Origin of the sequence: Nocardia sp. NPDC004168, from assembly GCF_040610355.1 — a bacterium.
In the GTDB taxonomy this organism is placed as follows: domain Bacteria; phylum Actinomycetota; class Actinomycetes; order Mycobacteriales; family Mycobacteriaceae; genus Nocardia; species Nocardia sichangensis.
In genome coordinates this window covers 179,845-196,674 of sequence record NZ_JBEXME010000010.1, presented here as the reverse complement: position 1 = coordinate 196,674, position 16,830 = coordinate 179,845, and the positions used below count along the sequence as shown (strand labels likewise).

The 16,830-nt window shown below is 66.4% G+C and carries 15 protein-coding genes; 11 read left to right on the top strand and 4 right to left on the bottom strand.

Features of this window, described 5'->3' with window-relative positions:
• Positions 1-725: 725 nt before the first annotated feature.
• Complete coding sequence (locus tag ABZW96_RS20150) at positions 726-2,027, bottom strand: lipase family protein (protein WP_355076633.1); 1,302 nt, start codon at positions 2,025-2,027, stop codon at positions 726-728.
• Positions 2,028-2,217: 190 nt separating this feature from the next.
• On the opposite strand from ABZW96_RS20150, the gene ABZW96_RS20145 reads away from it, so the two are divergent.
• The 3 genes from ABZW96_RS20145 (at position 2,218) to ABZW96_RS20135 (ending at position 3,917) form a co-directional block, all read left to right on the top strand.
• Positions 2,218-2,757 (top strand): helix-turn-helix domain-containing protein, encoded by a 540-nt coding sequence (locus ABZW96_RS20145; protein WP_355076632.1) that lies wholly within the window; start codon positions 2,218-2,220, stop codon positions 2,755-2,757.
• 102 nt (positions 2,758-2,859) lie between these two features.
• Entirely contained in the window at positions 2,860-3,516 is a 657-nt protein-coding gene (locus ABZW96_RS20140; protein WP_355076630.1) for an SRPBCC family protein, read from the top strand.
• Complete coding sequence (locus tag ABZW96_RS20135) at positions 3,516-3,917, top strand: metalloregulator ArsR/SmtB family transcription factor (protein ID WP_355076628.1); 402 nt, start codon at positions 3,516-3,518, stop codon at positions 3,915-3,917. Before ABZW96_RS20140 ends, ABZW96_RS20135 begins: the two co-directional genes overlap by 1 nt.
• 28 nt (positions 3,918-3,945) lie before the next feature.
• On the opposite strand, the gene ABZW96_RS20130 is transcribed toward ABZW96_RS20135, so the two are convergent.
• Positions 3,946-5,205 (bottom strand): KasA/KasB family beta-ketoacyl-ACP synthase, encoded by a 1,260-nt coding sequence (locus ABZW96_RS20130; protein ID WP_355076626.1) that lies wholly within the window; start codon positions 5,203-5,205, stop codon positions 3,946-3,948.
• A gap of 106 nt (positions 5,206-5,311) precedes the next feature.
• On the opposite strand from ABZW96_RS20130, the gene ABZW96_RS20125 reads away from it, so the two are divergent.
• Positions 5,312-6,280 (top strand): helix-turn-helix domain-containing protein, encoded by a 969-nt coding sequence (locus tag ABZW96_RS20125; RefSeq protein WP_355076625.1) that lies wholly within the window; start codon positions 5,312-5,314, stop codon positions 6,278-6,280.
• Here the strand turns inward: ABZW96_RS20125 and ABZW96_RS20120 are convergent.
• Both ABZW96_RS20120 and ABZW96_RS20115 read right to left on the bottom strand, forming a co-directional pair.
• The gene (locus ABZW96_RS20120) at positions 6,277-6,975 is read right to left on the bottom strand and encodes an HAD-IB family hydrolase (protein ID WP_355076623.1); all 699 of its coding nucleotides are present in this window, start codon (positions 6,973-6,975) and stop codon (positions 6,277-6,279) included. The genes ABZW96_RS20125 and ABZW96_RS20120 overlap by 4 nt on opposite strands.
• Positions 6,972-8,243: a cation:proton antiporter gene (locus ABZW96_RS20115; protein ID WP_355076621.1), complete on the bottom strand. Its 1,272-nt coding sequence runs from the start codon at positions 8,241-8,243 to the stop codon at positions 6,972-6,974. The genes ABZW96_RS20120 and ABZW96_RS20115 overlap by 4 nt, the downstream gene beginning before the upstream one ends.
• Before the next feature lie 307 nt (positions 8,244-8,550).
• On the opposite strand from ABZW96_RS20115, the gene ABZW96_RS20110 reads away from it, so the two are divergent.
• The 7 genes from ABZW96_RS20110 to ABZW96_RS20080 all read left to right on the top strand — a co-directional run bounded on the left by ABZW96_RS20110 (position 8,551) and on the right by ABZW96_RS20080 (position 16,710).
• Positions 8,551-9,366, top strand: coding sequence for an SDR family oxidoreductase (locus ABZW96_RS20110; RefSeq protein ID WP_355076620.1), 816 nt, complete (start codon positions 8,551-8,553; stop codon positions 9,364-9,366).
• A 10-nt stretch (positions 9,367-9,376) separates the two neighbouring features.
• Complete coding sequence (locus ABZW96_RS20105; protein WP_355076618.1) at positions 9,377-10,555, top strand: acyl-CoA dehydrogenase family protein; 1,179 nt, start codon at positions 9,377-9,379, stop codon at positions 10,553-10,555.
• Positions 10,556-10,560: 5 nt separating this feature from the next.
• Positions 10,561-11,706: an acyltransferase gene (locus ABZW96_RS20100; RefSeq protein ID WP_355076616.1), complete on the top strand. Its 1,146-nt coding sequence runs from the start codon at positions 10,561-10,563 to the stop codon at positions 11,704-11,706.
• A gap of 382 nt (positions 11,707-12,088) precedes the next feature.
• Positions 12,089-13,117: an isocyanide synthase family protein gene (locus ABZW96_RS20095; RefSeq protein WP_355076614.1), complete on the top strand. Its 1,029-nt coding sequence runs from the start codon at positions 12,089-12,091 to the stop codon at positions 13,115-13,117.
• Between the two features lie 14 nt (positions 13,118-13,131).
• A complete protein-coding gene (locus ABZW96_RS20090; protein ID WP_355076612.1) occupies positions 13,132-13,935 on the top strand; it encodes a TauD/TfdA family dioxygenase in 804 nt (267 codons plus the stop codon).
• A gap of 27 nt (positions 13,936-13,962) precedes the next feature.
• Positions 13,963-15,759, top strand: coding sequence for an NAD(P)/FAD-dependent oxidoreductase (locus tag ABZW96_RS20085; protein WP_355076610.1), 1,797 nt, complete (start codon positions 13,963-13,965; stop codon positions 15,757-15,759).
• Positions 15,760-15,768: 9 nt separating this feature from the next.
• Positions 15,769-16,710, top strand: coding sequence for a helix-turn-helix domain-containing protein (locus tag ABZW96_RS20080; protein ID WP_355076609.1), 942 nt, complete (start codon positions 15,769-15,771; stop codon positions 16,708-16,710).
• Positions 16,711-16,830 lie beyond the last annotated feature (120 nt).

Below are 16,830 nucleotides of genomic sequence, written 5' to 3'. Positions count from 1 at the left end.
GAGGACGACACTCAACCGACAGTTCCGACTGCGGACAACACCTGAACCATGCGCGCCAATCCAGGATAACTGGAAGTTCGCCAGGTGGTGGTGAACCGTGGAAAGCGCTGCCTGAGCGGGCAATCCTCATTATGCGCACACGGTCCGACGCCCGATCGGTGGGGAGGTTTTCGGGACCCGTCTCGCGTGTGTCGCCTGTTCGGCTCGGCGTGGCGTGGACGGGATCGGCAACGGTGTGCTTGTTCGCCGCTGTGACGTCGACTGTCTGGAAGCGCTGCGGATTTCGACAGCCGAGGTTCGACAGCCGGCCTTCGGACGGTCGAAGTTGCCGGATCCGACGCGGGTCGATTCGTGCCAGATGTCCGAGTGTCACCGTTGCGCACACCTGAGTGGCTCAGGTCGGCGGGGGTGAGCCAACTCCGACATCCGCACCTTTCCGTCCCGATTTCGACCCAGCTAGCGAAGATCAACAGCAAATTTTCTGCAAATCAATGCACCGGCTCCGAGGCATCGGGAGACCGTGGGGTGCGGCTCCGCCTGCCGCACGGCCGCCTGTGCTCCTCCGGGCAGGCAGTCGGCCGCGGCTCGGTCGTGAAAACCGAACCGCGGCCGACCATGGTGCACGAAGTTCGCGGCACTACGAGCAGAACTTCTGTGCGCGGCGCGGCGCGCCGAATCTCCGATTCAGATACTGACGGTATCCGAGTTGGTCGTGCTTTCGCAAATCAGGGCAGCGCTCCGCAGTTGGTCGGCGCGGGCTGGCCCGCGAGCCGTTCGGTCATCCAGTCCTGCGAGGCCCCCAGCGACGGGAAGAACGCCAGTACGTGGGTAACCCGCAACCCGGTGATGACGCTGGGTAGCTCGGCATTCGCATTCAGCTGGACGGGTGCGCCACCGCCGCACCATCCGGCGGCCAGTTCGCGCACGGGCACGTACGGCGCGCCCTCGTCGGCCTGGTTCGAGGCGATGAGGACTGGCACTCCCGGGGTCATCGTGCCGACCCGCTGGTCGTTGAACGCCGCCTTCAACACCGGCGACTGATCGATCACCGCCGTCAGTGGTTGCCCGCTGGTGGTCCACTGTGAGGTATTCGGGAACTGCTGGGCCAGTCCCAGCGGCACGGCGCACTTGTCCATCGACTCGCGCATGATCGCCTTACCGGTGTCGTTGAGTTCGGCGTCGAGCACCGGCCGGGTCTCGGGGTAATTGGCGGCGATGCCGTTGAGGATCCACGCGAAGGCGGGTCCGAGCGGGGCTCGTCCGTCGTTGAAGGCGATGAAGTACTCGTCATCTACCACCGGCCCGCCGACGTAGGCGCCCCGCACGTTCAGATCGGGGGCGTAGCTCGGCTGCAGTTCGGCCGCGCCCGCGGAGGCCATGCCGCCCTGGGAGTATCCGTACAGAATGACCGGCGATCCGGGATTCAGGCTGGTGCCCGGCAATTGCAGCGCCGCGCGCGCGGCGTCGAGGACCGCGTAGGCCTGAGATTTGCGGTTGAGGTAGTCGTGCACATCCGGTGTGCCCAGACCGTGGTAGTCGGTCACCATCACCGACATGCCGCGGGCCAGCAGCGTGTAGATCGCCAGTACGTCGTATTCGACGATTACGTCGAACGGGGGCTGGTATTGGACGAATTGCGCCAGCAATTTCGACGGCGCGCACTGATCGCCTTGCCCCTTGGTGCCGACCGCGTAGGAGATCAGCGGTCGTTCGCCCGGACCGGTCCACGGCTGGGACGGTTCCAGATAGGTTCCCGTCACCGCTGTGCGGGCACCGTGGGTATCGCTGCTGGTGTACATGATGCGCGTCGACGTCGCGGGGACCTGCCCTGGGACGCCGGGGACCGAGATCGCCAGCCGCGACCCTTCGGTGCGGATGATGGAGCCCGGTGCGCCCGCCGGTGCCGCAGGCGGGATGTAGAAATCGTCGCCGGCGACGGTTTCCGCCGCAGGTTCCGTCCATGCGTGTGGGGCGGCGACGGCCCCACCCCCGACCACGAGGAGGGTTCCCGTCAAAGCTGTGGCCAATCTGAGTATTCGGCTCCTCACGATGCGATCCTTCCTGCGATTGGGATACCCCTGGCATCTAGAATCGGATACTGAGAGTATCTGTAAGGGGTCGAAATTGTCCGGGAATAGCGATGAGTGTCGGCGGCTCGCGGGGGCGGGGCGTTCCCGGCCGACCCGGGCGCAGAGCCAGGCGCGGACGCGCGCTGTTTTGATCGCGACCGCCGAGCGGCTTTTTCTGGAGGACGGTTTTCAGGCCACGACTCTGGACAAGGTCGCGAAAGCCGCCGGTTTCACCAAAGGGGCGGTGTATTCGAACTTCCGCACCAAAGACGAGTTGTGTCTGGCGGTGCTCGACGAAATTCACGCTGAGCGGGCGGCGGAGGTCGCCGAGATCATCGCCGCGCCGACGGCCGCGCAGCGACTGCTCCGGATGACGGAATGGGCCGAACGGGTGGTCGGCGAGCCCGACTGGACGCATCTCGAACTGGAGTTCAGCGTGCACGCTCGGCGCGACGAGCACCTGCGCGCCGAGTTGGCGACCCGGCTCGACAACATCGTGGGCATGGTCGGCGCCGCCTTGCGCGCGACGGACGATCTCGACACCCCGATGCCCCGGGCCGAAGCCGCCGTCGCCGTGCTGGCCCTCGGCGTGGGGCTGGGTCTGTTCCGGTCGATCGATCCCGGCATACCGGTCGCGGGAATGATCTCCGCGCTGCGCGCGATCGCGGGGTTGTCTCCAGACGACTGATCGGGGCGGCGCGCGTCCGGTCTCTCGGGGTGGCGCCGCACCGGGTCTTGCGGTCACGCCGCGCGCCGATAATATAAGTGAAAACTTATCAAGGAGGTTGTCATGGCGTTGCTCACCGATCCCGCCGCCATCGCCGGGCTCGTGACCCGTGAGGTCCGCACCGGATCCCGCGACGGCGTACCCACCCGAATAGCAGTCGCCCGTCGGAACTACCCGACCGGTCGAGCGGATCTCTGGGACGCGCTCACCGATGCCGAGCGGATTCCGCGCTGGTTCCTGCCGATCAGCGGTGATCTGCGGGTCGGCGGGCGCTATCAGCTCGAAGGCAACGCCAACGGCGTCGTCGAACAGTGCGACGCGCCGGAGCGGTTCGCCGTGACCTGGGAGATGGGACCGCAGATCTCCTGGCTCACCGTCGTTCTCACGCCGACCGCGGACGGCACCGAACTGGAGTTGCTGCACGAGGCGCCGGTCGCCCCCGAGTTCTGGGCGCAATACGGGCCGGGCGCGGTGGGCGTCGGCTGGGATCTCGCCCTCATGGGTCTCGGGCTGCACTTGTCGAGCGGAGATCCGGTGGACCCGGCCGAGGGGCTGGCCTTCTCGACCACACCCGAGGGCCTGACGTTCGTCCGGACGGCGGCTCTCGGCTGGGCGGAGGCGGCCGTAAGTGACGGTGACGATCCAGACGCCGCGAACTCGGCGGCGCGGCGGACGATCGACTTCTATACGGTCGTCCCGGAGGACGGCGCCGAGTCCTGATGGATCGATCGCCGGCGAAGATCTTCGAGGCGCTCGGCGACCCCGTCCGCCGGTTTCTTCTCGAAATGGTGGCGGCCGAAGAGCAGCCCGCGGGCGCGCTGGTCGCCGCCGTGCAGCAGCGCACGCGGATCTCCCAGCCCGGCGTCTCCCAGCACCTCAAGGTGCTCCGCGACGCCGGGCTGGTACACGTCCGCGCCGAGGGCACACGACGGCTGTACGCCCTCGACCCCGCCGGTATCGAGGCCGCGCGGGCTTGGCTGACCGGGCTGGCGGACCCGATGCGCCATTTCGCTCAACCGCTCGACGCGCTCGCGACGGAGATCGCCCGTGGAAAACGCGCGCGTCGCGGGACCGGTCGAACCGGCGGCGAGGATTCCGGCAGGCGAACTCGCCACGCATGAGTGGCGGGCGCACCGGGCGTCGCCGCGGTCAGCAGCGGCCGAACACCACGGCCGCGTTGTGGCCGCCGAATCCGTACGAGTTGTTCAGCGCGTACTCGATGTTCTGGGTGCGCGCGCTGCCGTGCACGATATCGAGATCGATCTCGGGATCCTGGTTGTCGAGGTTCAAGGTGGGTGGCACCACACCGTCGCGCACGCTGAGCACGGTCAAGGCGGCTTCGACCGCGCCCACCGCGCCTACGGAGTGCCCCAGCGCGGATTTGGGGGCGTAGACCGAGGGGTGGTCGCCCACGGCCGCCCGGATCCCCTTGGCCTCCGCCAGGTCGCCGAACGAGGTGGCCGTCGCATGGGCGTTGACGTGGTCGATGTCTTTGCCGCTCACGCCTGCCGTTTCCAGCGCGCGGCGCATCGCGCGAATGTTTCCGGCGCCCTCCGGATGCGGGAGCACCATGTGGTAGCCGTCCGCGGTCAGGCCCGCCCCCATCAGGCGAGCCAGGGGCTTCGCGCCTCGCGCCCGCGCGTGATCTTCGGACTCCAGCACGAACAACGCGGCGGCTTCGCCGAAGACGAAACCGTCGCGGTCACGGTCGAACGGGCGCGACGCGCGCTCGGGCTCGTCGATCCGGGTGCTCAATGCCCGCATCATCGCGAATCCGGCCACCGCCAGCGGGTTGATGCGGCCTTCCACACCGCCCGCCACGATCATGTCGGCTTCCCCCAGGATGATCGAGCGCCACGCGTGGACCAGCGCCTCGCATCCCGAAGCGCACGCCGAGACGGGTGTGATCACGCTGGCTCGCGCACCGAGCTCCAGCCCGACCACCGCGGCGGCGCCGTTCGGCATGGCCATGGGCACCGCGAAAGGGGACACCTTGCGGTAGCCCGATTCCCGCATCAGGTCGTTGGACTCGATGATCGTGTCGGCGCCACCGAGACCGGTGCCGATGCAGACGCCGAGTCGATCGGGATCGACCTCCGGGCGGCCCGCGGTGTCCCAGATCCGTTTGCCCATGACATAGGCGACCTGCTGGACGTAGGACATGCGGCGCTTCTGGACGCGGCTGAGCTCTTCGGTCGGATCGAGCTTGAACTGGCCGCCGATGTCGACGGGCACCTGGAAACGCTCGAAGTCGGGGTCCTGCACCTTGGCGATTCCGGTCTCTCCGGCGAGCAGTCCCTTCCATGTCGCATCGGTGCCGGTGCCGACGGCGGTCGACATCTCGACAGCGGTCACGACGACGCTCCGGAACCCTCCGTTGCTGGTCGAGAAGTCCGTCAAATCGGACATCAAACCCCTTCTTTCGGCTTGTCGGCTCGCATACTCGAGCGAGGCTATGTGCGCGCCGGAAGACCGGGGTAGTAGCCCGAGTGCCGTTCACCGCTACGATCGGGCCATGCAACCGGATGGGGGAGAGCGTCGGGTCACGGTGGTCATTCCCGACGAAGTAGTGCTTCTGGACGCCGCGATCCCGATCGACGTGTTCGGATCCGACCCGAACTACCGGCTCGAGGTGTGCGCGGTCTCGCGGACGGCGGCGACCTCGGTTCCGGGGCTGTCGTGTGTGACGGTGGCCGGGCTGGAGGCGCTGCGTGACGCGGAGACGGTGGTGGTGCCCGGGTACGCGTCCTTCGCGACGCCGCCGCCGGAACCGGTGCTGCGAGCGCTTCGCGCGGCCCACGGCCGCGGCGCGCGAATGCTGTCGATCTGTACCGGTGCTTTCGCGCTGGCCGCCGCGGGGTTGCTGTCGCACCGGCCCGCCACGACGCATTGGCGGGCCGCTCCGTTGCTCCAGAGCGAATACCCCGACGTCGAGGTGCACGCGGATCGGCTGTTCGTGGACGACGGCGATGTGCTGACCTCCGCCGGAGTGACCAGCGGTATCGATCTCTGCCTGCACGTGGTGCGCAAAGACATCGGCGCTGCGGCCGCCAACGAACGGGCTCGCGATCTGGTGGCGCCCCCGGTGCGCGAGGGCGGCCAAGCCCAGTACACCCGGCAGTTCGCCAAGCAGACCTCCTCAGGCGCGCTCGCCGAGACACGGGCGTGGATTCTGGCGAACCTCGACCGCAGGCACTCGCTCGAGGATCTCGCCAAGCGTTCGAATCTCTCACGCCGCAGCTTCATACGGCGATTCCGGCAAGAGACCGGAACCTCCACGCACGTTTGGATCACCAGCGCGCGCCTGAACCAGGCGCGGGAACTGCTCGAGACGACCGAACTCCCGATCGACCAGATCGGCTACCGCGTCGGCCTCGGGAACCCGGCGAACACCAGGGCTCTGTTCAAGCGCCATCTCGGTGTCAGCCCGGGGCAGTATCGGCACATGTTCACGATCGGCAACGGAAGGCAGCAGGGAAGCTAGCCGGGCAGCCGTTCCGCGGGATAGCCGTGCAGCCGCCGGTCGGTGTCGCCGACGACGACCGGGTGGCCGACCAGGTCGAACATCGCGATATCGGAGTGGTGATCGCCGAACGCCGTGCAGGACGACAGGTCCACGGCCGTTCGCTCGGCGTAACGCAGCAGCGCCGCGGACTTGTCGGCGCCGACCATCGTCGCGGGCACCGCACCGGTGTATCTGCCGCCCGCGGTCTCCAGCGTCGTGCACAAGACCGACGTGGCGCCGACGGCTTCGGCGATCGGGTGGAGTGCGGGGACGAACGAGCCGGACACCAGGACGATGCGAGTCCCGGCGCGGCGCAACTCGTCCAACCGGCGCCGCACCGCGACATTGAAGAACGCCGAATCCGCGGCACGGGACGCGAACCAGTCACGGCCGGTGCGCGACACCTCGGCGACTTCGCGGCCGGCCCAGTGCCGATAGAACCACCGATGGGATTCGCCGCGGCTCATCCCCGCCGCGCGCAGCGCGCGGAACTCCTCGAGCACGGCGTCGGCTTCCTCGCCTCGAGCACGGCGTCGCGCGTCGAAGACGAACAAGGACAGGAAGGTGACATCACGGACCAACGTTTCGTCGACGTCGACGAAAGCCGCTGGGACGTGGCCGTCGTCGACCGCAGGCGCGCCGGCGGGATCGGGAGCCGCGTGCGGTTGGTTCACGAGGCCGCGGCCTCCGTCTGAACAGCGGATTCCGCGCGTCGCTCGGTTTTCCCCGTGCCCTGGGGCGCGCCGTCGTCGCGCAGGGTGTGCGGGACACCGAAGAGTTTCAGCAACGGCGCCGTCATCGCCGTTGTGATCAACGCCATCATGACGAGCAGCGAGTACAGCCGCTGGTCGATGACGCCGATCGTGAGCCCGACATTCAGGATCACCAGTTCCGTCAACCCCCGGGTGTTCATGAGCGCGGCCAGCGCGGCGGATTCCGTCCGGCCGGTCCGGCCGAACCGAGCCGCCGAGTAGGTACCGCCGAGTTTCCCCGCGAGCGCGGCGAACATGATCGCCGCGAACTCGGCGATACTGGTGCGATCCAGTCCGCCCAGGTCGACCTGGAGGCCGGCCACCACGAAGAACGCGGGCAGGAAGATGCTGCTCAGCAGTTGCGCGCCGCTGTCGACGGCCGCGCGCAGCCGCCGGGGGAAGACGACCCCGAACAGGAACGCGCCGAAGATCAGGTGCAACCCGATCCATTCGGTGGTCGCTCCCAGCAGAAGGGCGCCGGAGACGCCGACGAAGACCATGTTGGACGGGTTCTTCTCGGATCCGGCGCCCGCGATGCGGTCCAGGGCGGGGCGCACCGCCCACCACAACACCACGACCAGCGGAACGAACAACAGCAACCGCCAGTGGTGACCGAGGCCGGGCCGGGCGATGCCGATGACCACCGCCAGGACGCACCAGGCGAGGACGTCGTCCAATGCCGCGCAGGTCATTGCCGTCTGGCCCAGCCGGGTGCCGAGCAGCTTGCGGTCGTGCAGGATGCGGGCCAGCACCGGAAACGCCGTGACGGCCAAGGCGCAGCCGATGAAGAGCGCGAAGTTCAGCCGGTTGCCGCCGTCGTGCCGGGCCAGCGCCCACACCGCGACGGCGGAGCCGAGCGCGAACGGTGTGAGGTAGGCCGACAGCGCGACCGCGGTGACCGATCGTCGCCGTCCCGCGACGGACCGCAGATCCATCTCGAGGCCCGCCGAGAACATGAAGATCATCACGCCGACGTTCGCGAATGCCGTGAGATACGAGCGAATATCGTGCGGGAAGACGGTCTCGGACAAGTGCGCCCCGAGCAACGTCGGGCCCGCGAGTACGCCTGCCACGATCTCGCCGATCACCGGAGGCTGGCCCAATCGCTCGGCCAGCCAACCCAGCACACGCGCCGCGGCCACGATCAGTACGAGATCCAACAACAAGAAGATCATTTGGTCGCTCGGCAACGCCTCGACTCCGTTCCGACATCGAGGGGAGGAGCGGATCCGATTCTCGCACGGGGTATTTCCGTGACGCGTCGACCGCAGTGTGAATCCCCCGAAACATGGACTGCCTGCGCTCAGACGATATCGCACCGGCCCGACGAGCGAGAGTCGAGAGTGATCTACGACACATTCGCGAGGGTGTCGGCGCGGGCTGGCGCAAAGGTGTGCATGTCTGTCGCGAAAGGTACTGGCTGGTCGCTCTTTCCGTTCGGAATACTTCGATCCATGGCTTGCGCCGGTCGGAGGGCGCAGCCGAGGGGAGTCGACGTTGTTCGAAGGTAAGACAGTACTCGTAACCGGTGCGGCAACCATCATCGGCACCGAAGTCGCTCGCGTCTTCGCCGACTATTCGGCGAATGTCGTACTGGGTGACCTGGATACGGACGGGGGAGAGAAGGCGGCCGCCGAGATCGGCGAGCGCGCTCTCTTCGTACCCGTCGACCTGCGCAGCGATTCGTCGGTCAGGTCGTTCGTCGCGGACGCGGCCGACGCGCACGGACGCATCGACGCGCTGGTCAACATCGCCTGCGTCTACGGTGACGACGGGCCTGGCGCAGATGCGCGGGCCGAGTGGCTCGAGGTGCTGAACACCAATGTCGTCGGTACGGCGATGTTGTGCGAAGCGGCCCGAAACCGACTGCGGGACACGGCGGGCTCCATCGTCAACTTCACCTCGCCCAGCGGGCGAGTAGCTCAGGCCGGGCGCGTTCGATACCCGGTCAGCAAGGCGGGGTTGTTGCAGCTGACCCGCAGTCTCGCATTGGAATACGCGGGCGACGGGATCCGGGTGAACAGTGTCTCCCCGGGCTGGACCTGGTCTCGCGTGATGAACGAGATCACCGAAGGGGACCGAGCCCGCACCGATGCGGTGGCCTCCCGGTTCCACATGCTGGGCAGGGCGGGAGACGCACGCGAGATCGGCGAAGTCGCGGCGTTTCTCGCCTCGTCCAAGGCCAGCTTCGTCACCGGAGCCGAATGGACCGTGGACGGCGGTTACTCGGCCCTCGGTCCCGAGCAGACCACTTCGGCGATCGAACTGCTCCAGCGTGAGCGGCCGCGACCGCACGCACCTTCTCTGGCTTAGGAGTTCCGCAATGACTGCAGCAACAATTTCGGCGACATCCCTGCTGACCGCGGTGCGTTCGCTGGTTCCCGATCTGGCGGCACGTCGCAGCGAGATCGATGCGCAGCGCAGGCTTCCCTCCGACATCGTCGAGCGGCTGCGTGAGATCGGTGTGTACCGCATGTGTTTCAGTGCGGAGATCGGTGGCCCCGGCCTGACGTCGCTGGAGCAATTCGAGGTCGTCGAGGCGCTGTCCTACGGGGACACCGCCACCGGCTGGTGCGCCATGATCGGCGCCGCGACCGGCATCTACGCCGGCTATCTCGACGAGCGGGCCGTCGCGGAGCTGATGCCGACCCAGGATCTGATCACCGCGGGACTGATCTTCCCGGCCGGCCGCGCCGAGCGGGTGGCGAACGGTTATCGCTTGACGGGGCGTTGGAAGTTCGGCAGCGCCATCACGCACGCAGACCTGGTCATCGGCGGCGCTTTCGTGACATCGGGCGGTCGCATGGAAGAGACCGCGGAGGGCGCGCCGGTCGTCCGGCTCTTCTTCATGCCCCGCGATCAGGTCGCCGTGTTCGACACCTGGGACACCACGGGCTTGCGCGGCAGCGGCAGCAACGATTACGCGGTCGAGGGTCTCTTCGTCCCAGAGCACCATTCCTTCGCGTTCAGTGAACGGAAGAGCTGTCGCGGGAAGCTGTCCGAACCGGAGGCGCTGGCCCGCATCATGCCGGGTGTCCCGCTCGGCACGGCCCGTGCGGCCCTCGACTACGTCCGCGGCCTGGCGGAGGGGAAGACGGTGAACGCGACCGGTCAGAAGTGGGCGGACAACTACCGCGCCCAGTACCTGCTCGGTGAGTGCGAGATGGAGTACATCGTCGCGCGCGGCGCTGTCGTCAACACGGTGGAGGAGCTGTGGAACGCGTTGGACCACAGGCGTTTCGCGGACTTGCCGACCGATCTCCGGATCGCGACCGCCTTGGCAAGGACCAACGCGTTCCGCGCCGCGCAGCGCATCCTCACCCGGCTGTGCGAACTCGTCGGCACCGATTCGATCTACCGGCCGAATCCGCTGGACATCTGGCTGCGTGACACGAACACGATGGCGCGGCACATCATCGCGCACGACCAGGTGATCCAGTCCACCGGCGCCTTCGTGCTGGGCGGCAGGCCGGAATTCCCCTTCGTCGTGGGTCTGGGCTGATCGCGATGGAAGTCGATAATCGCAAACGGCTGCCGTCCCTGACCGGACTGCGGTTCTTCGCGGCGTTCTCGGTGTTCGTCTTCCATGTGATGCTGCCCGCCTCGCCGATACCGCCTTACAAACCGGTCAATCTGTTCGCCGACCCGGATATCGCCTACGACGCGGCATGGGTGGTCGGCAAGGCGGGTTTTCTCGGGGTGTCGTTCTTCTTCGTCTTGAGCGGCTTCGTGCTGACCTGGTCGTGGAAACCGGGATCGAGCAAATTGCAGTTCATTCGGCGGCGAGTGGTCAAGATATTTCCCAATCACTTGACGCTGTGGGTGGCCTCGATGGTGTTGTTCGCGGCGGCTATCACGCCGTGGAAGGCATGGCTGCCGAATTTATTCCTGATCCATGCCTGGTTCCCGCAGAATTACATCAACGCGGGGGTCAACACGCCGTCCTGGACATTGTCCTGTGAGCTCCTTTTCTATGTTCTGTTCCCGTTCTTGATACCGGGCGTACTGCGCATCGAGTCGAAATACCTGTGGTACTGCGCCGCCGCCATGGTGGCCGGCATCTGTGTGATCGTGCTGCTGACCGCATTCGTCATACCGAGTTCCGAGAAGTCGGAGCTCACACCCATACCCGTATTGCAGCTCTGGTTCGGCTATCTCTTTCCGCCGTCGCGGCTGTTCGAATTCTTCCTCGGCGTGTTCGTGGCACGGATAGTGCAAGAGGGGCGCTGGATACGGGTGCCGCTCTGGGCGTCTCTCGCAGCGGTGGTCGCGGGATACGTGGTGGCGATGTACACGCCGTTCTACGTCGGCTTCGTCCTGGCGACCGCGGTCCCCCTCGCGCTGTTGATCGGGTCCGCCGCCCAGTCCGACCTCGACGGCGCCTCGCGGTTCCTGTCCAGCAGGCTCATGGTGCGGCTCGGTGAGATCTCCTTCGCCTTCTACATCTGTCAAGGCGTGACGCTGTTCTACGTCCGCCGCACGATGGACGCCGCCACCTTCAGCGCGCCGGTCGCGGTATCGCTGATCGTCGCGTTGTTCTTCCTGAATATTCTCGCCGCATGGTCTTTGTTCACCTTTGTGGAATCTCCCGCGATGCGCCGCTTCGCCCGGCCGAAACGCGTCGCGGTTGTCGCGGAAAAGGTGGCGAGTTAGGCGCTTCGGTTTACTGTCGGCAACAATCGAATTACCTGTTCGGCGGTGCGTGGCGATGCCATGCACCGCCGAATTGCCTTCCCTGCGGTGGAAAACAATATGGTTGCCGCCCTGTCCGGGCAGCGCTATCCTGGTGTTATAAACCACAGAACCGTTTAAAACATGGGGGGTGCTGGATCAATTGGGGTAGGTGATTCGGATCCGGCTGTGAGCATCGGGGCTCGCGGTTCTCGGGTATCGAATGAATTTCGGCACTGAATCCGTATCCCAGCACGACGTTCTGATCGCAAGCAGATGCCGACGGCTCGCTCCGCGCTGATCGCGGGAATTTTTCTGTGCCGTCCGGTTGCGTGCGCTCTTTTTGTGTGTCCGGAAGGTAGTGATGAGTACGACTGTCGACAACGGCTCCGAGCGACTCCAGGAGCTCGAGCGACCACAAGCCCACCCGAGACCCGACGACGACGTCGAGTCGGTTGCCACCCAGATCCTTCGCATGGTCTTCGCCCGTCGGCGCAGTGCCGAGGAGAAGTCGCTGTGCGATGTGGCTCCCTGTGCGGACTGCTTCGCGCCGCACCTGAGCAAAGTGATCCGATACATCGAGGCCGGCGTGCCGGTCCATTTCATCATCCCCGCGTTCCCGGCGAAGTCGCGCAACCGCCGCAAGACGCTGGGGCGGCTGCCCGACATGGCGGAAACTCTGGCGATCGAGTCCCTGCAGGGATTCTGTGACCAGATCTCGGCCGTCTACCGGCCGGGCGCCATCGTCACCATCTGCTCCGACGGCCACGTGTTCAGTGACACGCTTGGCATCCCGGACGTTCACGTGGACGACTACGGTGACGAACTCCGCCGCGTCATCCGCTCGACCGGCGGCGGCTCCGTCGGCCTGTACGGCCTGCGCGACGCCATGCCGGAGATGTCCTGGGACGAACGCAGGCGCCGCCTGCTCGCCGAGTACTCCGACGGCATCGACGCGCTGCGCGAGGCGATCCGGACGGAACCCGCGGCCCGGCGCATGTTCAACGGAATACACCGGTTCATGGTCGAGGACAACGCCGTGCTGTTGCCCGACCTGTCGGCCACGAAGCGGCGCAACCGATCGAAGGAGACCGCTTACGCGGTGGTGCAGCGCAGTCAGGCGTGGAGCCGTCTGATGGGAGAGATCTTCCCCGACGCGGTGCGGCTGTCGATCCATCCGCAGACGAATCACTCCGAGAAGATCGGCTTCCATCTGCTGCGGACCCAGGACAGCTGGCTGACTCCGTGGCACGGCGTGGTGCTCGACGACGGAACGAACTACTCGCTGGTCAAGCGGATGCACGCCGAGGAGCTTGGTGCTCGTCTGGTATGGCGCAACAGTCGCCCCAGTCATTTCGTCCTCGGACGGACACCAGAGATCGAAACACAGTGAACCTGAGGAGACACATGACGAAAAGCTTGAACGAGGTACTGCTCGAGGGGGAGCCGCTGCGGCCGTTCGGCCGCCTGGTGGAGTCCGGTTCGGAAGGACGAACCCTCGCCGATGTGCCGGTCGAGGAACTGCTCGCGCTGGCGCTGGATGCGAAAGTGGTCGTACTCCGCGGATTCGGCCTGCTCGGCAAGCAGGAACTCGAAAACTATTGCCGGGCAGCGGGAGAGATCCTGCAATGGAACTTCGGGTCGATCCTGGATCTGGTGGTCCGGGACACTCCCGACAACTATCTGTTCGACAAAGGCGATGTCCCGTTCCACTGGGACGGCGCGTTCGCCGAGCAGGTGCCTCGATTCTTCCTCTTCCAATGTCTGCGCGGCGAGGGCGCGGGCGGCGAGACCGTGTTCTGCGACAGCGTCCAAACCTATCGGGACGCGCCGGAAGACCTGAAAGAACTGTGGGCCCGTACCTCGATCACGTACCGCACCGACAAACTCGCGCACTACGGCGGCCTGGCCGAATGGCCCTTGCTCGGCACCCATCCGGCCACCGGCGAGACGACGATCAGATACGCCGAGCCCCTGGATCCCGCGCGCTACGCCAATCCGCTGTTCTTGACCGTCGACGGCATCTCGGCTGAGGACGGCGTGCGCGTCATGGAGGACCTGCGCGAGCGGCTGCACGACGCCCGCTACTGCTACGCCCACGAATGGCGGACCGGCGACATCGTCGTGGCCGAGAACCACGCTCTGCTGCACGGCCGGAACTCGTTCACCGGGTCGGTCTCGCGGCACCTCCAGCGCATCCAGATCATCTGAGAAATCGGCCATCAGGGAGGAATATCAATGGCTAATTCAATCTCCGGACCAGCGGACGACTACGACGTCGTCATCATGGGTGGTGGGCCCGCCGGGTCCACGCTCGCCGCGATGCTCTGCCGCGACACCGATCTGCGTGTGGCGGTGTTCGACCGCGAGGTGTTCCCGCGCGAGCACATCGGCGAATCGGGTGCGCACCCGCTGGTCCCCGTTCTGCAAGCCAGCGGCGCGCTCGAGAAGGTGCTGGCGAGCGAGTGCTGGATCCAGAAGTTCGGCGGAATCTACCAGTGGGACACCGAGCGGCCGTTCGTCGGCTTCTTCGAGCACTCGGACTATCTGGTCGACGGTGTGTACCGCTGGTCGGTGCACATCAACCGCGCCGAATTCGACACCGTGCTGCTCGAGCACGCCGAGTCCTGCGGCGCGCACGTCTTCCAGGGCGTGCGGGTGGTGCGGTTCCTCGCCGACGCGGACCGGGCCACGGTCGTGCTGGAGGACGGAACCGAGGTCACGGCACGCTATTTCGTCGACGCTTCCGGCCGGGCGAATCAAGTGGCCGCCCGCGGGTCGCAGCGCGACAAGCAGTGGCTCTCGGACTACCGCAACGTAGCCGTGTGGTCGCACTACCGCAATTGCGTGCCCGCCCAGCGGGCGGCGGGGGACTGGAACGTGTTCTGTGCGGACGATCTGTCCCCGATCTACGCGGTGGCGTTCGAGCACGGATGGGTGTGGTATATCCCCACGCCCCGGCTGGTCGACGGCGTGCGGGAGACGGTGTGGTCGATCGGCGTCGTGACCAATCCGGAGTCGATCGCGCGGGTGGATCTGCGTGATCCGGACATTTTCCTGAAGACGATCAAGTCGATTCCGGTGCTCCAGGATCTGGTGGCGAACGCGGAGCCGATCCGTGACGAGATGCTGACGGCCACCAACTATTCCAGGGTCAGCGAATGCTTCGGCTCGTACGAGGATCGCTGGATGGCGGTGGGGGACGCGTCGTACTTCGTCGATCCGCTCTTCTCCTCCGGCATGTCCTTCGCCGTCACGCAAGCGTGGGCGGCCGCCTTGGTCCTGCGCAAGACGTTCGACCAGGAGTTGGACGAGCAGTCCAAGCGAGATCTGTGGCGGGACTACGACGTCGAGTGGCGCGGGATGGCGGAGACCTGGGCGTTGAGTATCGACCAGTGGTACCACGAGATCTCTCGCTCGCATCCGGACAGCCCCTACTGGAGCGCGGAAGGCAGGCGAGTCGAAGCCGACAACGCGACGGAGGGAACCTTCCAGGCGTTGCTGAACACCGCGCTGGTGCCCGACCTGCTGAACATCATGACCAAGGGCACCCGAGATCCGCGCGATCTCGCCAACGAAGGACCGTACCTGCGGGCCTTCACCGCGGCCGACGCGGTCGAACTGGCGCAGGACCACATCGTGGCGCTGTCTCCGGACGCACGCATTCGCACCGGCGTGGCGGCGGACATCCCCGGCTTCAAGGGGATGTCGCCGCCGTTCGAGATTCCGCAGGTGGTTCGCGACGGACTGGCCGCCTACTGGCGGGACCCCATCGCCAACAGCGACGCGGCGCCGTCGCCGCTCGCCGACGCCGTTGCCTGCCATCGGATCTACTCCGCGGCCGACCCGGACATCGAGGTGCGGTGCCTGGAGCGCGACGGTGGCGAGCAACTGTGGGAGACGCTGAACCGTGGTCCCGCCCGGTGGTCGGAGCTGGCGCCACAGTTGACGGTGCTGCAAGGGCGAGCCCTGAAGCGCTTGATCCGAGCCGGGTTGGTGGTGACGGGACCGGACTCGCAGCAGCGGGTCGACTAGGTCGAGGACATGAGGTCATTGGCTGTTCTGGCCGTCGACGACGTGATTCCGTTCGATCTCTCGGTTCCGCTCGAAATCTTCGGGCGGGCCATGCAGGAAGACGGCACCGCGGCGTACGAGGTTCAGGTCTGCGGGGTGCAGTCGGACGTTCCGTCGAAGTTCTTCGACATCTCATGTCTCGGGGGAATCGACTATCTCGAGGACGAGGCCGAAACCATCGTCGTGCCGGGAGCGATGAGTTATCGGTCGCAGATACCGGATCGGTTGCGAAAGGCGTTGGTGCGCGCCCATGAGCGCGGTGCGAGGGTGGCATCGATCTGCTTGGGCGCGTTCACCCTCGCCTCGGTGGGGTTGCTCGACGGAAAGCGCGCGACGACGCATTGGATGGCCGCTACCGAATTGTCGAGGAGCTATCCGCGCGTTCGAGTGGATCCCACGGTGCTCTACGTGGACAACGGGAGCATCCTGACTTCGGCCGGCGCCGCGGCCGGGTTGGATCTGTGCCTCCATATGGTGCGCACGGATTACGGGACCGCGGTGGCGGCGGATACCGCCAGGTTGTCGGTGATGCCGCTGACCCGCGACGGGGGACAAGCGCAATTCATCGTGGAACGTCCGCGCTCGGAGGCGGACAGCAAGTCCATCAATCCCACACTGGAGTGGGCGGAGATGATGCTCAGTGAGCAGATCACCGTGCTGGATCTCGCGGAACGAGCCGGAGTCAGCAAGCGCACGCTGATCCGGCGCTTCCACGAGCAGGTCCGGATGACGCCGAACGAGTGGCTCCAGACCGCCCGGGTGCGCAGGGCGCAGGTGTTGCTCGAGACGACCATTCTGACGATGGAGTGCATCACCGTTCGAACGGGATTTCCTTCGGTGGCCGCATTCCGGAAGGTCTTTCGCAAGACCGTGGGGGTGACGCCGCAGGAGTACCGGCGGGCCTTCCGCTGACCCGTCGCGCGGCTGTCCGCGTGACCCGTCGTCTCGCCGTGGATTCGCGTACCGGTCCGGATCCACGGCGAGAAGTCCCGGGCGCGACGTCTGCGGATTCCATGGGTCTGCCGCGGCGGG

Excerpts from the sequence above, each read along its gene's own strand:
- ABZW96_RS20140 (WP_355076630.1), top strand. The coding sequence starts at position 2,860 with ATGGCGTTGCTCACCGATCCCGCCGCCATCGCCGGGCTCGTGACCCGT.
- ABZW96_RS20135 (WP_355076628.1), top strand. The coding sequence starts at position 3,516 with ATGGATCGATCGCCGGCGAAGATCTTCGAGGCGCTCGGCGACCCCGTC.
- ABZW96_RS20130 (WP_355076626.1), bottom strand. The coding sequence starts at position 5,205 with ATGTCCGATTTGACGGACTTCTCGACCAGCAACGGAGGGTTCCGGAGC.
- ABZW96_RS20125 (WP_355076625.1), top strand. The coding sequence starts at position 5,312 with ATGCAACCGGATGGGGGAGAGCGTCGGGTCACGGTGGTCATTCCCGAC.
- ABZW96_RS20105 (WP_355076618.1), top strand. The coding sequence starts at position 9,377 with ATGACTGCAGCAACAATTTCGGCGACATCCCTGCTGACCGCGGTGCGT.
- ABZW96_RS20100 (WP_355076616.1), top strand. The coding sequence starts at position 10,561 with ATGGAAGTCGATAATCGCAAACGGCTGCCGTCCCTGACCGGACTGCGG.
- ABZW96_RS20095 (WP_355076614.1), top strand. The coding sequence starts at position 12,089 with ATGAGTACGACTGTCGACAACGGCTCCGAGCGACTCCAGGAGCTCGAG.
- ABZW96_RS20090 (WP_355076612.1), top strand. The coding sequence starts at position 13,132 with ATGACGAAAAGCTTGAACGAGGTACTGCTCGAGGGGGAGCCGCTGCGG.
- ABZW96_RS20085 (WP_355076610.1), top strand. The coding sequence starts at position 13,963 with ATGGCTAATTCAATCTCCGGACCAGCGGACGACTACGACGTCGTCATC.
- ABZW96_RS20080 (WP_355076609.1), top strand. The coding sequence starts at position 15,769 with ATGAGGTCATTGGCTGTTCTGGCCGTCGACGACGTGATTCCGTTCGAT.